8 protein-coding genes are annotated in these 16,046 nt (G+C 74.6%); 3 read left to right on the top strand and 5 right to left on the bottom strand.

Annotated elements, in window-relative coordinates; genetic code table 11:
* Positions 1-148 precede the first annotated feature (148 nt).
* Positions 149-661: a hypothetical protein gene (locus ACIBQ8_RS03965; RefSeq protein WP_397168877.1), complete on the top strand. Its 513-nt coding sequence runs from the start codon at positions 149-151 to the stop codon at positions 659-661.
* Positions 654-1,823 carry an MAB_1171c family putative transporter gene (locus ACIBQ8_RS03960; RefSeq protein WP_397190992.1) on the top strand — a complete coding sequence of 390 codons (1,170 nt, stop codon included), beginning with the start codon at positions 654-656 and terminating at the stop codon, positions 1,821-1,823. Before ACIBQ8_RS03965 ends, ACIBQ8_RS03960 begins: the two co-directional genes overlap by 8 nt.
* Before the next feature lie 27 nt (positions 1,824-1,850).
* Here the strand turns inward: ACIBQ8_RS03960 and ACIBQ8_RS03955 are convergent, their stop codons facing one another.
* Together ACIBQ8_RS03955 and gntD are read right to left on the bottom strand one after the other, a co-directional pair.
* Complete coding sequence (locus tag ACIBQ8_RS03955) at positions 1,851-11,321, bottom strand: amino acid adenylation domain-containing protein (protein WP_397190991.1); 9,471 nt, start codon at positions 11,319-11,321, stop codon at positions 1,851-1,853.
* An 18-nt stretch (positions 11,322-11,339) separates the two neighbouring features.
* Entirely contained in the window at positions 11,340-12,368 is a 1,029-nt protein-coding gene (gntD, locus tag ACIBQ8_RS03950; protein WP_397168871.1) for a guanitoxin biosynthesis L-enduracididine beta-hydroxylase GntD, read from the bottom strand.
* A gap of 251 nt (positions 12,369-12,619) precedes the next feature.
* Between gntD and ACIBQ8_RS03945 the strand changes: the two genes are divergently transcribed.
* Positions 12,620-13,663: a hypothetical protein gene (locus ACIBQ8_RS03945; protein ID WP_397190990.1), complete on the top strand. Its 1,044-nt coding sequence runs from the start codon at positions 12,620-12,622 to the stop codon at positions 13,661-13,663.
* Positions 13,664-13,675: 12 nt separating this feature from the next.
* Here ACIBQ8_RS03945 and ACIBQ8_RS03940 read toward each other — a convergent pair whose 3' ends face one another.
* The 3 genes from ACIBQ8_RS03940 to ACIBQ8_RS03930 are packed head-to-tail and all read right to left on the bottom strand — an operon-like array spanning position 13,676 to position 15,729.
* Positions 13,676-14,587, bottom strand: coding sequence for a TauD/TfdA family dioxygenase (locus ACIBQ8_RS03940; RefSeq protein WP_397168867.1), 912 nt, complete (start codon positions 14,585-14,587; stop codon positions 13,676-13,678).
* 3 nt (positions 14,588-14,590) lie between these two features.
* Complete coding sequence (locus ACIBQ8_RS03935) at positions 14,591-14,803, bottom strand: MbtH family protein (protein WP_397168866.1); 213 nt, start codon at positions 14,801-14,803, stop codon at positions 14,591-14,593.
* Positions 14,804-14,823: 20 nt separating this feature from the next.
* Positions 14,824-15,729, bottom strand: coding sequence for an ArsR/SmtB family transcription factor (locus tag ACIBQ8_RS03930; protein WP_397190989.1), 906 nt, complete (start codon positions 15,727-15,729; stop codon positions 14,824-14,826).
* Positions 15,730-16,046: the final 317 nt, after the last annotated feature.

Here is a 16,046-nt window from a genome sequence, read left to right as displayed (position 1 = left end):
CGGAGTTGGTTAAGCCGGCCGTCCAAGGGGCAGAGCAAGCACGACGTTGTCATGGTCGAAGCGGATGCGACACGATCGTGATCGGATGTCGATGCTGAATTGTTAGCCCTGGAGAGGTATGACTCCCGCCGGCAAGAAGTTCAGGCTCATGCGACGTCGCTGCGCGGAGATCGCCCGCCGATTACCCATGCCGCGGCCCTATCGCGTCAGAACGCTCTGCGACCTGGTCGCCGCCGAGCGGGGGCGGCCCATCAGGCTCCTGGAGCTGCCCGGCGACGACGAGATGCTGGGCGCCTGGCTGGCCACCGAGGCGACCGACCTGATCTTCTACAAGCCCGACACGACGCCGCCGCACCAGGACCACATCATCCTGCACGAGCTGAGCCATGTGATCTGCGGCCACTACCCCGAGGCCGATCCGCGGGCCCAGCGGCACGTGCTGTTCCCCAGCCTCAACCCCGCGCTCGTCCGCCGCGTGCTCAGGCGTTCGATCTACGGGTCGGAGGAGGAGCAGGAGGCCGAGCTGCTCGCCTCGCTCATCTGGCAGCGGGCCTGCCGGGAGTCGCGCCCGCGGGCGTCGGACGTCCGGCGCGTGGACGCCGTGCTCACCGGGACCGTGGACGCGCTCCGCGGCGGGGTGTCCGGCCTCGGCCGTGGGTGAGTGGCTGCGGCTCTACGGCCCCGCGGTGCTGGCCAGCGCGCTGACCGCGTACCGGCTGGCGGCCGTGCGGTCCTGGGCGCGGGACCCGGCCGGGCGGGCGGTGTTCGTCATCCTGGCCGCGATCGCCGCCTCGACGGCGGTCAACACGCCGTGGGCCTACGACGCCGTCTGGCGGCTGACCGGCGTGCCGAACCTGGCCAGGCTGGTGTCGCACGCGTTCATGCTGGCCGTCGCCTGGTCGATCGGGACGTTCGTGCGGCAGGTCGGCCCGCCGCCGGAAGGGCCGCGCCGGCGTACGTGGGGTGAGGCGGCCTGGCCGGCGCTCGTGCTGCTCGGCATGTGCCTGACCTTCGCCCTGGCCCGTACGCCGGTCAACAGCCCGCGCTTCGCCGTCCGCTACGGGGGCACGCCGGGCGTGCTCGAATACTGGCTGGTCTTCCTGTGCTACCTCGTGCCCGTGTTGTGCCACGTCACCTGGTTCGCCCTGCGGGAGGCCCGCCAGACGGGGAACCGGGCGGTGAGCGCGGGGCTGCGCCTGATCGCCGTGGGCGCGTCGCTGACCGTGCTCTACCACCTGCACAAGGCGGCCTACTTCGCCTGCCGGCGGATCGGCGCGGACTATCCCGACCTGCTGCGGGCGCCGCTGGACATGCTGCTGGTGCCGCTCGGCGTGCTGGCGGTGCTGGCCGGCCTGGCCCTGCCGTCGTGGTGGCCCGCGCGGTCGCGCTGGCTCCGCGACTTCCGGCTGCACCTGCGGCTGCGTCCGCTGTGGCGGGCGCTCTACCGGGCCAGCCCGGACATCGCGCTGCTGGACCCGGCGCCGCTGCTGACCGAGCTGGTCACCTTCCGCGACCTGGACCTGCGGCTGTACCGGCGGTTCGTGGAGATCCGGGACGGCCGGATCGCGCTGGAGCCGTACCTCGACCCGCGCGTGGCGGACGCGGCCCGGCGGGAGGGCGCGCGGTCCGGCCTGCGCGGCCAGCGGCTGGAGGCGTTCGCCGAGGCCGCCGCGGTGGACGCGGCCATCCGCGCCCGCGCCAGCGGCCTGCCGCCCGACGGCGGCGCCGGACCGGCGGCCGTGCCCGGCGGCGTCGACCTGAGCAGCGACGCCGCCTTCCTCGGCCTCGTCTCACGCGCCTACCGGCGGCTGAGCGCGCGCTGAGCCGCCGTCACGACCCGTCAGGACCCGTCAGGACCGGTGGACGGCCTCCTCCAGGGAGTCCAGGATCCGGTCCTGCACGACCTCCGACAGCCCGGCGACGGTCGGCGTCAGGAACAGGTCGCGCGGCGACAGCTCGACGCCGAAGGCCGGTCCCACCCGCGACGTCACCCGCAGGCTGGTGATCGAGTCGCCGCCGAGCGCGAAGAAGTCGTCGTGCACGCCCACCCGGTCCAGGCCGAGCACCTGCGCCCAGATGCGGCCTAGCGCCTCCTCGGTCGGGTTGCGCGGCGCGACGTACGACCGGGCCCGCTCCCGCGGCGGGGCGGGCTCGGGCAGGGCGGCGCGGTCCACCTTGCCGTTGGCGTTCAGCGGCAGCCGGTCCAGGGACACGAACGCCGCGGGCACCATGTACGCGGGCAGCCGCGCGCCCAAACCCGCGGCCAGCTCCTCGGGCGAGGGCGCGGGCCCGCCGGCCGCCGGCACCACGTACGCCGCCAGCGTCCGGCGTCCGGCGGCGTCCTGCCGGGCCACCGCGACGGCCTCGGCGACACCGGGCTGCGCCAGGAGCGCGGCCTCCACCTCGCCCGTCTCGATCCGGAAGCCCCGGATCTTCACCTGGCCGTCCACCCGGCCGAGGAACTCCAGGTCGCCCTCGGGCGTCCAGCGGGCCCGGTCCCCGGTGCGGTAGAGCCGCCCGCCGCCGCCGAACGGGTCGGCCACGAAGCGTTCGGCGGTCAGGCCCGGCCTGCCGAGATAGCCCCTGGCCAGGCCGGCGCCCGCCAGGTACAGCTCGCCCGGCGCGCCGACGGGGACGGGCGACAGGGCGGCGTCCAGCACGTAGGCGCGGGTGTTGTCCATGGGACGGCCGATCGGCGCCCGTCCCGCCCGGACGAGCTCGGCGGTCATCTGCCGGGTCGTGGCGAACGTGGTGGTCTCGGTGGGGCCGTACCCGTTGTGGAACGTGGTTCCGGGGCACCGGCCGATCACCCGGGCGAGCGCCTGCGGCGAGGCCGCCTCGCCGCCCGTCCACACCTCGCGCAGCCCGGCGAAGCACTCGGGCAGCTCCTCGGCGAACAGGTTGAACAGCGCGGACGTGACGAACATCCCCGTGACGCCGTGCTCGGCCGTCAGCGCCCGCAGCCGCCGCGCGTCCAGGTCGCCGGGCGCGACCACCACCTCGCCGCCGGCCAGCAGCGGCACCCACATCTCGTAGGTGGCCGCGTCGAAGGCGTGCGGGGAGTGGAACAGCACCCGGTCGTGCCCGCCGCCGCGCCAGCGGTGGTCCCAGGCCAGGCTCACCACGTCCTCGTGGGTGACCGCGACGCCCTTGGGCGACCCGGTCGAGCCCGAGGTGTACATGACGTACGCCAGCGACCCGGGCGGCACGGTCGGCAGGGGGCCGGGCACGGGGGCGGGGGCGGGCAGGTCGCCGTCCACCTCGACGGCGGGCAGGCCCAGGCCGGCGGCGCGCCCGGCCAGCGACCGGTCGGTGAGCACCGCGACCGCGCCGGTGTCCCGCAGGATCCACCGCATGCGCCCGGCCGGGAAGTCCGGATGGAGCGGGACGTACGCGCCGCCCGCCCTGAGCACGGCCAGCATCGAGACCAGCGCGTCCGGCGAGCGTCCCTGCAACACCGCCACCCGGGACTCGGCGCGCACGCCGAGCGCGGCCAGCACCTCGGCCAGCTCCCCGGAACGACGGTCGAGCTCCCCGTACGTCAGCTCCGCCCCGCCGCCGCGCACCGCCACCGCGCCGGGCCTCTCCCGCGCCCGCTCGGCGAACAGCTCGTGGACGGTCCGGCGCGGGTAGGCGCGGGCGGTGTCGTTCCACTCCGTCAGCGTCAGCCGCCGCTCCCGCGCGCTCACCGCGCTGAGCGACCCCACGGTCCCGCCGGGGTCGGCGGCGAGCTGCCCGAGCAGCGCCGACAGGCCCTCGCCGAGCCGCCGCATGGTCGCCGCGTCGAAGAGCTCCTCGTCGTGGAGCAGCACGAACGACAGCTCCTCGCCCGGGTAGACGACCAGGCCGAGCGGGTAGCCGTTCGCCTCGGCGGCGTCCACCTCGCGCAGGCGCGGGCCGGGTGCGGCGTAGTCGATCGGGTAGTTCTCGAAGACCACGATGCTGTCGAACAGCGCCGTCCCCGGCGGCACGTCGCTCCACGCGCGGATCCTGGTGAGCGAGGCCGCCTCGTGCTCCCGGGCCCCGGCCTGCGACTCCTGGAGCTCGCGCAGCCAGGGCAGCAGCGGGCGGGCGCCGTCCACGTGGACGTGGACGGGCAGCGTCTGGATGAAGATGCCGATCATGGACTCGGCGCCGTCCAGGTCCTCGGGGCGGCCCGACACCGTGGCGCCGAAGCACACCCGCGGCTCGCCGCTGTGCCGGGACAGCAGGACCGACCACGCGCCCTGGACCATCGTGTTGAGCGTCAGGCCGGCCGCCGCGGCCCGGTCGGCCAGCCGCCGGGTCAGGCCGGGCGGCAGGGCGGCGCGGACCCGTCCGGCGGCCTTGGGCCGGTGCTCCCTGCCGGGCGGCCGGTCGTAGGGCAGCGGCGTGGGGGCGGTGAGCCCGGCCAGCGCCTGCCGCCAGTAGGTCTCGTCGGCGCCGAGGTCGCGGCCCGCCAGCCACTCCACGTAGTCGCGGAAGGGGCGGCGCGGCTCGGGCGCGCCGCCGTCGCCCTCCCCGGACAGGTGGGCGTACGCGGCCAGGACGTCGCGCAGCAGCCGGTGGACGCTCCAGCCGTCCAGCAGGATGTGGTGCAGGGTCCACACGACGCGGACGGTGTCGTCGTCCAGCCGGATGACCGCCAGCCTGGACGGCGGCGCGGCCGTCAGGTCCAGGCCCGCGGCCCGGTCCGCGGCGAGCAGGGCGGCCAGCGCGGCCCGCCGCTCGTCCTCGGGCAGGCGGCGCCAGTCGTGCCGGACGACCGGCAGGCGGGCCCGCTCGTGCACGATCTGCACGGGATGATCAAGGCCGTCCCAGGCCAGGGACGTGCGCAGCACGGGCGTCCGGTCCACGACCGACTGCCACGCCCGCGCCAGCCTCCCGGGGTCGCCGACGCCGTCGAGCAGCATGCCGAACTGGGCGACGTACAGGTCGTCGCCGGCCGCCAGGCACTCGTAGAGCATGCCGGCCTGGCCGGGGGTGAGCGGGTAGACGTCGGCCACGTCGCGTCCGTCGCCGACCAGCCGGTCCAGGCTCGCCTGGTCCAGGCCGGCCAGCGGGAAGTCCGACGGGGTGCGGCCGCCCGCGCCCGGCCCGGCGCAGTGGCGCACCAGCCGGGTCACATCGGCGGCGAACCCGTCCGCGAGCCGGGCGACGGTGGCCTCGTCGTGCAGGTCGGCCGAGTACTCCCAGGTCATCTCCAGCCGGCCGGCGCGGACCGCGGCGACGACGTCGAGCAGGTGCGGCCGGACGTCGCCGGGGTCCTGGAACAGGCCGATGGGCGCGACGTCCCGGTAGAGGCCGTCCAGCGGGGGGGCGAACCGGCCGAGGTAGTTGAAGCAGACGGCGGGGTGGCATTCGGGCGCGGTGCCGCGCAGGTACCGCAGCACGCCGTACCCGAAGCCGCGGCCCGGGACGGCCCTGACCTGCTCCTTGACGCTCTTCAGCAGCTCGCCCCAGCCGCCGCCGGGCAGGCGCAGGGCCAGCGGGAAGTAGGTGGTGAACCAGCCGGCCGTGCGGGACAGGTCGGCGCCGGGGAAGATCTCCTCCCGGCCGTGGCCCTCGGTGGCCAGCAGCAGGTCCGTACGCCCGGTCCAGTCGCCCAGGGTGCGGGCCAGCGCGGCCAGCAGCACCTCGTTGACCTCCGTGCGGTAGACGCCGGGGACGTCGCGCAGCAGGGCGCGGGTGGTCTCCTCGTCCAGCGCCACCGTCGTACGCCGCCCCGACGCCACCAGGTTGGCCCCTTCGCGGTCCAGCGGGACGTCCGCCGCGCCCGGGGCGTCGACTGTCCGGGTCCAGTGGGGGAGCTCGCCGTCGAACGCGCCGGCGGCGGCGTGCGCGGCCAGGTCGCGGGCCCAGCTCGCGAAGGAGGCGGTCTCCGCGCCCAGGTCGACGGGCTCGCCGCGGACGGCCTGACCGTACGCGGTGTGCAGGTCCTCCAGCAGCACCCGCCAGGACACGCCGTCCACGACGAGATGGTGCGCGGTGAGCAGCAGGCGCGGCGCGCCGGCGCCGGTGAACAGCACCGCCGCGAACACGGGCCCGCGCTCGGCGTCGATGCCGCGCTGCACGGCCTCGCCCGCGCGCGCGATCGCGTCCCCCGCGTCCCCCTCGGCGGTCTCGCCGTCGAGGCGGACGTGGCGCAGGACGTCCCCGGCCGGTGGCGGGGTGACGTGCTGGGATCGTCCGCCGTCGTGCCGGGGGAACCGGGTGCGCAGCGCGGCGTGCCGGGTGACCAGGGCGGACACCGCCACGCCCAGCGCCCGTGCGTCCACGTCGTGCGCCAGCTCGGCCTCGACGTACTGGTGGAACGTCCCGGGCACGGTGAACCGGTCGAACAGGAAACGCTGGATCGGCGTCAGGGGAGCGGGCCCGCCGTCGTCGGCTCTTTCGCCGGCGGCGGCCGCGGGCTGCCCGGCCCGCAGCACGTACGGCGCCAGGGCCGCCACGGTCTGCCGCCGGAACAGGTCGCGCGCGGTGAGCCGCAGCCCGGCGCGCTGCGCCCTGGACACGACCTGGATGGCCAGGATCGAGTCGCCGCCCAGCGCGAAGAAGGAGTCCTCGGCCCCCACGCGCTCGACGCCCAGCACCTCGCCCCAGATCGCGGCCAGCTCCCGCTGCACGGGCCCCGAGGGCGCGACGTAGGCCGCCGCCCCCGCCCGCGCGCCGGGCACCGGCAGCGCCGCCCGGTCCACCTTGCCCCGCTCGGTCAGCGGGAACGCGGGCAGCACCATGATCACCGCGGGGATCATGTGGCCGGGCAGCGATCCGGCCAGGAAGGCGCGCAGCGCGGCGGGGTCGGGTTCGGCGCCGCCCGCCGGGGTGACGTACCCGTGGAGGCGGTCGCGTCCCGGGGAGGCCAGCACGACCGCGCCGCCCACCGAGGGATGGCGCTGGAGTGCGGCCTCGATCTCGCCGGGCTCCACCCGGAAGCCGCGGATCTTCACCTGGTCGTCGCCGCGGCCCAGGTACTCCAGCTCGCCGCCGGGCAGCAGGCGGACCAGGTCGCCGGTCCGGTACATCCGCCCGCCGGGCGGGCCGAACGGGTCGGCGACGAAGCGCTCGGCGGTCAGGCCGGGCCGGTTCAGGTACCCCCGGGCCAGGCCGGGCCCCGACAGGTACAGCTCGCCGGGCACGCCCGCCGGGACCGGGTTGGCGTAGGCGTCCAGGACGTACCCGGCGCTGCCGGTCACCGGGCGGCCGATCGGCGGCAGCCCGTCGCCCTCCCTGCTCACGTCCCCGGCGGTGGCCACGACGGTGGCCTCGGTGGGCCCGTAGTTGTTGACCAGCCGGAACGGGACGCCGGGCCGCGGCCGGCGGCGCAGCACGTCGCCGCCCGTCAGGACGGTGCGCAGCGCCGTCCCGTCGATCGCGGGCAGGTCGAGGACGGTCTCCAGCCGGGGCGTCGGCAGGAAGCAGATCGTGGTGCCCATGGCGGTGAACCAGGCCACCAGCTCCTCCGGGTCGTCCAGCGCGTCCTGGCCGGGGAAGGCGACGCGGGCGCCCGCGCACAGGTACGGCCAGACCTCCCACACGGCGGCGTCGAACCCGAGCGAGGCCACCTGGGACGCCCGGTCCCGGGGCACCACCCCGAACGCCGCCACGTGCCAGGCGCACAGGTCGGCCAGGCCGCGGTGCTCGATCATGACGCCCTTGGGACGGCCCGTGGAGCCGGAGGTGTAGATGACGTACGCCAGGTCGCCCGGCTCGGTCGCGCACTCGGCTCCGGCGCCGGGACGGTCGGCCGTCTCCGTGCCGCCGGGACGGTCGCCCGTCCAGGCGTCGCCGGGCCGCACGACGGGCAGCCCCTCGTGGTCCTCGTCGGCCAGCAGGATCGGCGCGCCGGTGTCGGCCATCACGTACGCCAGCCGCTCGGCCGGGATGCCGGGGTCGAGCGGCACGTACGCGCCCCCCGCCTTGAGCACGCCGAGGGCGGCGGTGACCATGTCCGGGCCGCGTTCCATGCACACCGCCACGGGGACGCCCCGGCCCACGCCGAGGCCGCGCAGCCGGTGCGCCAGCCGGTCGGCGCGCCGGTCGAGGTCGGCGTAGGTGCGGGTGCCGCCGTCCCACTCCAGCGCGACGGCGTCGGGCGCGACCCGGGCCCACTCGCTCACCTGCACATGCACGGGCCGCTCGCCCCGCGCAGCCCGCGCATACCGCACGGCGCCGGTCGGCACGGCGTCGGCCGGTGTGGTGTCAGCGGGGGCGGTCCGGGGGGCGGCGGGCAGGGGAAGGCGGGCCAGGGGGCGATCCGGGGCCGCGGTCACCGCTTCCAGCAGCGCGATCAGGTGCGCGGCCATCCGCTCGGCGGTCGCGGCCTCGAACAGGTCCGTGCTGTACTCGATCATCGCGTCGAGCGCGCCGCCGTCCTCGCGCTCGACGAACTCCAGCGTGAGGTCGAAGATCGAGGACACGTGCGGCAGCCGGTACGGCCCGGTGCGCGCCCCGGCGAAGCGCGGCGTCTTCGGCGGCGCGTTCTGCAGCGCCACCATGGCCTGCACCAGGGGCGTCCTGCTGGGGTCGCGCTCGGCGTCCAGCTCGCGCACCAGGCGGTCGAAGGGCACGTCCCGGTTGGCGAAGGCGTTCAGCACGGTCTCCCGCACCGCGTCCAGGAACTCGGCGAACGTGGCGCGCTCGTCCACGGTGGAGCGCAGCACCAGGGTGTTGACGAAGCAGCCGATGAGCGGTTCGAGCTCGGGCAGGTCGCGTCCGGAGACGGGGGTGCCGACCGAGACGTCCCGCTGGCCGGCGTACCTGGACAGGAGCACCTGGCAGGCCGCGACCAGCACCATGAACGGCGTCGCCCCGGTGCGCGCGGCGAGGTCCCCGAGCGCGGAGGCCAGCTCCGCCGGGACGGTGAAGCGGTGCGCGGCCCCCGCCGAGCCGCGTACGGCCGGACGCGGGCGGTCGGTGGGCAGGTCGAGCGGGGTGATCCCGTCGAGCCGGCGACGCCAGTGATCGAGCTGGTCCGCCAGGCTGTCGTCGGTCCAGCGGCGGCGCTGCCAGGCGGCGTAGTCGGCGTACCGGACGGGCAACGGCGCGAGCGACGCCCGGTGGCCGTGGCGGGCGGCGTCGTAGAGCAGGCCCAGCTCGTCGGCCAGGACGCGCATCGACACGGCGTCGATCACCGAGTGGTGCAGGCTCAGCACCAGCAGGTGGTCCTCGGCCGAGCGGCGCAGCACGGCCAGGCGCAGCACGGGGCCGCGAGCCAGGTCGAAGGGCCGGGTCACCTCCTGCCGCACCAGGCGGTCCAGCTCCTCGCCGGGCAGTCCGGCGACGTCGGTGACGGTCAGCGGGACCTCGACGGCCGCGTGCACCTTCTGCACGGGTTCGGCCCCCGCGACGCCGTCCTCGATCGTCGTGCGCAGCGGCTCGTGCCGGGCGATGAGCTCGCCGAGCGCGGTGCGCAGCGCCTCGGGGTCGAACGGCCCGCTCACCCGGTAGCCGAACCGCACGTTGTACTCGGTGCCGCCGGGGTCGTGGGCGTGGAAGAACCAGAAGCGCCGCTGGGCGTAGGACAGCGGCGCGTCGCGTCCGGGCGGGAGCGGGGTGACGACGTCCACGCCCGCCTCGGGCGATTCGTCCTGGTTCCTGGTGCTGGTCCCGTCCGGTTTCAGGGACGCGGCCAGGGCGGCGACCGTGCGCTCGCGGAAGATCGCCCGGGGGGACAGGCTCGTGCCGAGCGCGGCCCGGATGCGCGGCGCCACGCGGAAGGCCAGCAGGGAGTTGCCGCCGATGGCGAAGAAGTCGTCGGTCACGCCCACCCGGTCCAGGCCCAGCACCTCGGCCCACAGCTCGGCGATCACCCGTTCCTCGTGGCCGCCGGGAGGCGTGTAGCCGGTGACGCCCTGGGGGCCCGCGGCGGGCAGGGCGGCGCGGTCCACCTTGCCGCTGGCCGCGAGGGGGAGCCGGTCGAGCTGCTGGAACACCGAAGGGATCAGGTATTCGGGCAGGTCCCGCGCGAGGAAGGCCCGCAACTGCTCGGGCGACGGCCCGGCGGACGCGTGGTCCGGGCCGCCGGGACGGGCGACGGGGACGACGTGGGCCACCAGGCGGTCGCCGTCGGCGACGACCGCGGCGGCGGCCACCCGCGGATGCCGGGACAGGGCGGCCTCGATCTCGCCGGGCTCGATCCGGTGCCCGCCCACCTTGACCTGGTCGTCCGCCCGGCCGAGGTATTCGAGCTCCCCGTCCGGCAGGAGGCGCACCACGTCCCCGGTGCGGTACATGCGCTCGCCGTCCGTCCCGTACGGGTCGGCGACGAACCGTTCCGCGGTGCCGCCGGGCCGCCCCCGGTACCCGCGGGCCACCCCGGCGCCCGCGACGTACAACTCGCCCCGCTCGCCCGGCGGGACGGGCCGCAGCCGGGCGTCGAGGACGTAGGCCCGCGACCCGGACATCGGCCGGCCGATCGGCACCGCGCCGCCGGGCGTGCCGTCGCCGCGTCCGAGGCGGAAGGCCACGCAGCCGACCGTCGTCTCCGTGGGGCCGTACTCGTTGACCACCGTCACGCCGGGATGGGCCGCGCGCCAGCGGCCGAGCGCGTCGCCGTGCAGCGCCTCGCCGCCGATCACCAGCTCGCCGCGCTCCGGGCAGGCGTCCGGCGCCCCGCCCTCCAGCAGCGGCAGGTGGCTCGGGGTGATCTTCAGGAAGGACGGCCGGACGCCGCCCGGCTCGTCGAGCGTCCCCGCGTGGACGCGCCCGCCCGCGACCAGCGGCCCCCACAGCGTGGTGACCGACAGGTCGAACGAGACCGACGAGTGCAGCAGCGCCGTGCCCGCCAGCCCCGGGTAGTCCCGCAGGCAGCAGGCCAGGTACGCGGCGAGCTGCCGGCGCTCGACGAGCACCCCCTTGGGACGGCCGGTGGAGCCGGAGGTGTAGATCGCGTACGCCAGGTCCGCCGGACGGCCCGGCGCGGCGGGCGGCGCGTCGGCGACCGGCGCGGGATCGTCGTCCACGCACACCACCCGCGCCGCCGTCACCGGCAGCCGCCCGCGCAGCGCCCGCTGGGTGACGACGACGGGCGCGCCCGCGTCGTCGATCACGACGGCCAGGCGGCTCGCCGGCACGCCGGGATCCAGCGGCAGGTACGCCGCGCCCGCCTTGAGCACGCCGAGCAGCGCCACGACCAGGTCGAGGCCGCGTTCGGCGTAGACGGCGACCAGCGTGTCCGGGCCCGCCCCGAGCCCGCGCAGGCGATGGGCGAACCCGTTCGCGCGCGCGTCGAGCTCCCGGTAGGCGAGCGAGCCCGCGGCCGAGGACACGGCGGTCGCGCCGGGAGCCAGCCGGACCCGCTCGGCGAACAGATCGAGGACGTCACGTGTCGAGTTGTCCATCACCCGGTGCTCCTAGCCTCAGTAGATGACGCGGGACCGCGCGTCCAGCCGGAACTCGCGCGACTTGCGAAGATCCCTGGCCACGTTCAGCCGGCGCAGCCACCGGTCCGTCCCGTCGAAGCGGGCGCGGAAGGGCTTGCGCCCGTGCACGGCCTTGTAGTTGTCGATGACGCAGATGTCGCCGGGTTCGAGCACGATCCCGGTCATGGCCGCGTCCACGGTCGCGGCGAGGACGGCGAGCGCTTTCTCCTCGTCCTCTCCCTGTATTCCTTGCATATAGTGCGGATCGACGCAGAGATACGGGTCGTCCGGGGCGCCGAAAAGCACCGGCATCGGCTCCGGATCGGTCAGCGCCCTTTCGACCTGGCGATAACTGCGGCGTTTCAGGTCGGCCACCCTCGGGTCGTCGTCGCGATCCGGGGCGCGATTCTCCGGGCGGTGCGAGTCGTCCGGGAGAATGAGAAATCGGTGCTCCCGGAGCAAGGCTTCCGTGGCCTCGTCGAGATGTATCGAACCGACCTCGGCGAAGGTCGTCTCCACCTTGTCGGGATTACGCAGGCAGAACAGCCCGAGATAATCCGTGCGGAGCGGGTGGAAGGCGTCCTCGGTGTGCCAGACCAGCGTTTCGGCGCTGCTCCAGCCGATTTGCTCGCGTTCGAAGCCGGGCATCGGGAAAACGTCGTGCATGATACGCCCGTCCTGCTGCGTGACCCAGCCGATCGGCTCCCCCAACAGGCTCATGACCAGGTAGAACGCGATGTCCAGCGACAGTGTCGGCGACGGTTCTGGACGCGATTTCCAGTCCTTCGGAGTGGGGCCGAGCGCGGCGTCGTCCACCGGCAGCCCGGAGATCACCAGCAGGCCCGACGGCTCGGCCAGCCGGAAATCGTGCAACTCCGCGCGGAGGCGTCTCGGCAGCTCGTCGGCATAAACCCGGCCGATTTTCTGGAATTGCGCGGACTCGACCCCCGGATGCTGCCGGGCGAGCTCGTCCGCCAGCTCCGTGATCGCCGTCGCCTCGTCTTTCCGCAGTTCGAAAGTCGACACAACTCGCTCCCTTCCTCGGCGACACCCGTCCGGTCAAGGTTCGGTCGCCGGGGGGCCGGAGCTCAATGTGTTTGAGCCTCAAGCTAAACAGGGCAGTCACGAAGCCGGTGTGCTAGCGTCGAAAAGGTGTCAGCGAGCGTCCCGCGCCGGTGTCGATCCCCGGGCGGAAGCGCCGCGCAAGTGAAATTCGCCGACGACCCGGCTCCTGGTCGGCGCTTCCCACGACGTCATTGACAGCGGAGGAGGACCCGGTGCGCCGATCACGACTGGCAAGGATCACCAGTGCGGCGGCTCATCTGCAGGTGTTCGCCATCGCGGGGATCAGCGCGGTGCTGCTGATCAGGACCTGGCTGGCGAGCACGGGCTACCCGAAGCTCGGCGGCGGCGACCTGCACATCGCGCACGTCCTGTGGGGCGGCCTGCTGATGGCGGCCGGGCTCGGCCTCACCCTCGCCTTCCTCGGCGAGCGGGCCAGGACCTGGGGCGCGCTGCTCGGCGGCGCCGGTTTCGGCACGTTCCTCGACGAGGTCGGCAAGTTCGTCACCGAGCGCAACGACTACTTCTACCGGCCCGCCGCCGGCATCATCTACCTGGTCTTCGCCGCCCTCGTCGTGCTGGCCCAGTGGCTGAAGGGCCGCACCGGCTACACCTGCGCCGAGCGGACCGCCAACGCGCTGCACGCCGCCCTCGTCGGCGTCACCTCCGGGCTGACGGTCGAGCAGCGGCGCGGCGCGATCCGCCTGGTCCAGGACTCCGGCGACCCGCTCGACGCGGCCGCGGTCCGGCTGCTCGGCATGGTGCCCTCCAGCGAGCCGCCGCGCCTTCCCGCCGTGCGCGCCGCCCTGGCCTGGCTGGAGCGGCTGTGCCGGCGGCCGGTCGTGGTGGTGCTCGCGGTGGCCTGCCTCGTCGTACGGGCCCCGCTGCCCCTGGTCGGCCTGGCCCTGGAGAGCTCCTACGACTCCCTCGGCCAGGAACGGGAGTGGGGGGCGGTGATCGGCCTGGCGGCGTCCGCGGCGGTGACGGTGCTGCTCAGCCTGTGGGGCGCGGCCCGGTTACGGTGGAACCGGCCGGCCGCCTTCCAGGCGCTCTACCTCGCGCTCCTGGTCGACATCCTGTTCGGGCAGGTGTTCGCGTTCATCGTGAACCAGTTCTCGGCGGTGCCGGGGCTGGTCGCGGACCTGCTGCTGCTGGCCGTGCTCGGCACGACGAACCGGCGCCTGCGCGCAACCGCCCCGGCCCGCGACCCCGGCGACGAGCCGGGGTCGCGGGCCGGGAACGAGGACCGGGACGACTGAGGTTCCGCCGAGCTACGCCCGCGACGGCTCGGCCATGGCGACCGCGATCCTCCGCGGCCCCGTGTACGGCTCGCGCCCGTGCGAGGTGAGCATGTTGTCGATGACGAGCAGGTCGTCGGCCGCGTAGTCGAAGCGGCGCGAGGCCGCCCGGTAGCACTTGCGCAGGTGGTCGGTGACCTCGTCGGGGATGGCGCCGCCGTCGCCGTAGTAGGTGTTGCTCGGCAGCCCCTCCTCCCCGCACATCTCCAGCAGCCCCTCGCGCACGGCCTCGGGCAGCGTCGTGACGTGGAAGAACGTGGCGTGGTTGAACCAGACCGGCTCGCCGGTCACCGGATGCCGGTGCACCGCCGCGCGTACGGCCTCGGTGCGCAGCCGCCCGTCGCCGAGCCAGGTCGCCCGTACGCCGTTGCGCTCGCAGTACGCGGTGACCTCGTCCCGGTCGGTGGTGCCGAACGCCTCCGACCACGGCATGCCGAGCTCGTCGTCGTAGGTGCGCCGGACCATCCAGCCGCGCCGCTCGAACTCCTCGCGCACCGCCGGGTCGATGGTGTCGTGCACCTCCCGCGTGGAGGCCAGCGGCGTGGCCCCCTGCGACTGCGGCGGCCGCAGGCAGTGGAAGAACAGCACCATGGGCCAGACGGCCTGGTAGGAGTTCTCGTTGTGGAGGAAGATCTCCTCCTCGGGCGGGTAGTCGGTCGAGGTGTAGACGTTGCCCTTGATCACGCTGCGCGGCGAGGACCGTTCGGTGTAGGCCAGCGGCGTCCCGGAGAACGCGCGCACGGCGGCGTCGAACCCCTCGACGCCGCCCACCTCGAAGCCGCGGAACAGCAGCGCCCCGTGGCTGGTCAGGCTCTCGCGCAGCGCCCGCTGCCCGGCCCTGATCCGCTCCTGGACGGGCTCGCCGCCGCCCTCGATGATCAGCACGGCTCACTCCTCCATCGCCGCGATGAGGCTCTTGGGCCGCATGTCGGTCCAGTTCTCCTCGATGTAGCCGAGCGCGCGCTCCCGGTCGGTCTCGGGCAGCGCGACCGCCCATCCGGCGGGCACGTCCACGAAGGCCGGCCACAGCGAGTGCTGTCCCTCGTCGTTGACGAGCACCAGGTAGACGCCGTCGGGGTCCTCGAAGGGGTTCGTGCTCATGGTTCGTCCTCCAGGGAAGGTCAGTTGCGTTGTGAGATGAGGTGGCCGCCGCCGCGCAGCAGCGCCATGCCCAGCGACGTCAGCGTGTGCAGGGCCGTGTTGCGGTTGCGGGCGGTGGTGATGAGCCCGGCCTTGCGCAGCACGGTGGCGTGCTTGCTGGCGCCGGCCAGGGAGATGCCGAGGCGCTCGGACAGCGCGCCGGTGGTGCAGCTGTCCATGAGCGCCTGCATGGCCGCCGCCCGGGTGTGCCCGACGAGCGCGCCGAGGGCCTCGTCGTCGGCCGTCGGTTCGGCCACCAGGTCCGACAGCACGGCCGGCGTCCAGGGGACCGAGACCACCAGCGCGGGCAGTCCCGTCTCGTGCTCCCTGTCCAGGAACAGGCAGTGCCTGACCTGGAGGAAGAACGAGGGGCTGAGCAGCAGGCCGTTGCCGTCGAGGTACACGTCGCGGTCCTCGTCGTTCGGGACCTCCAGGACCGGCGGGTTCCAGACCAGCTTCGGGTGCAGGGTGTCCAGCAGGCATTCGACGCCGTTGGTGATCGTGATGCGGCCGAACGTCTCCCGTTCCAGCTCCAGGTAGGCGCGCACCCGCCCCCAGTACGGCAGCACCGCCGCCCGGCAGAACGCCAGCACGGTGGCGGTCGCCCACGGGTCCGCGGCGTCCCCGGCACGGAAGCCGGATTCGCCGGGGGAGCGGTCGAGCAGTCCGAGCAGCTCGCCGAGCGGCCGGCGCTGGCGGGCCAGCCGATCCACCTGGCCGGCCGCGCCGTTCATGCGCTCGCGCACGTCCCTGCGCCATTCGCCGTGGACGGCGCCGCCGCTCCTGGCGAACAGGTCGAGGGCGAACACGCTCTCCGTCACCGGGCCGAGGGTCGCCGCCATGCGCAGGCGTGCCAGGTCTTCGACCGTGAAATGAATCCGCAGCACCGCGGCTCCCATTTCGCATTTTGCGGGTTCGTCGATCACGCCGCGGCGCGGGGAAAAATGCGCACGACGCGGTGGCCGCGTGGATCAGGGCGGCCCGGGCGATGAGGGCGTCCGTGGTGGGAGCCCCCAGTTTTGCTCAAGCTAACTCGGCGACAGTTGGGAAGTCAACTGGTGTTGGTGGATCAAGAATTTGTCATCTACGCCAGTTGATGACGGCCTGTGGGCGACCGTGAACGCCCTGCACAGGGGCGCTTGCCCGGCCGCCCGCGCCACCCCACCACCGCCCGTCTGACCGCCCTGTTTAGCTCCGGCGTCAA

The sequence above is a fragment of the Nonomuraea sp. NPDC049646 genome (assembly GCF_044465525.1).
GTDB lineage: Bacteria > Actinomycetota > Actinomycetes > Streptosporangiales > Streptosporangiaceae > Nonomuraea.
This window is presented reverse-complemented; position numbering and strand designations above follow the sequence as displayed.

Bases quoted from the DNA above. Each gene is read 5' to 3' on its own strand.
- ACIBQ8_RS03965 (WP_397168877.1), top strand. From the start codon at position 149: ATGCGACGTCGCTGCGCGGAGATCGCCCGCCGATTACCCATGCCGCGG.
- ACIBQ8_RS03955 (WP_397190991.1), bottom strand. From the start codon at position 11,321: ATGGACAACTCGACACGTGACGTCCTCGATCTGTTCGCCGAGCGGGTC.
- ACIBQ8_RS03935 (WP_397168866.1), bottom strand. From the start codon at position 14,803: ATGAGCACGAACCCCTTCGAGGACCCCGACGGCGTCTACCTGGTGCTC.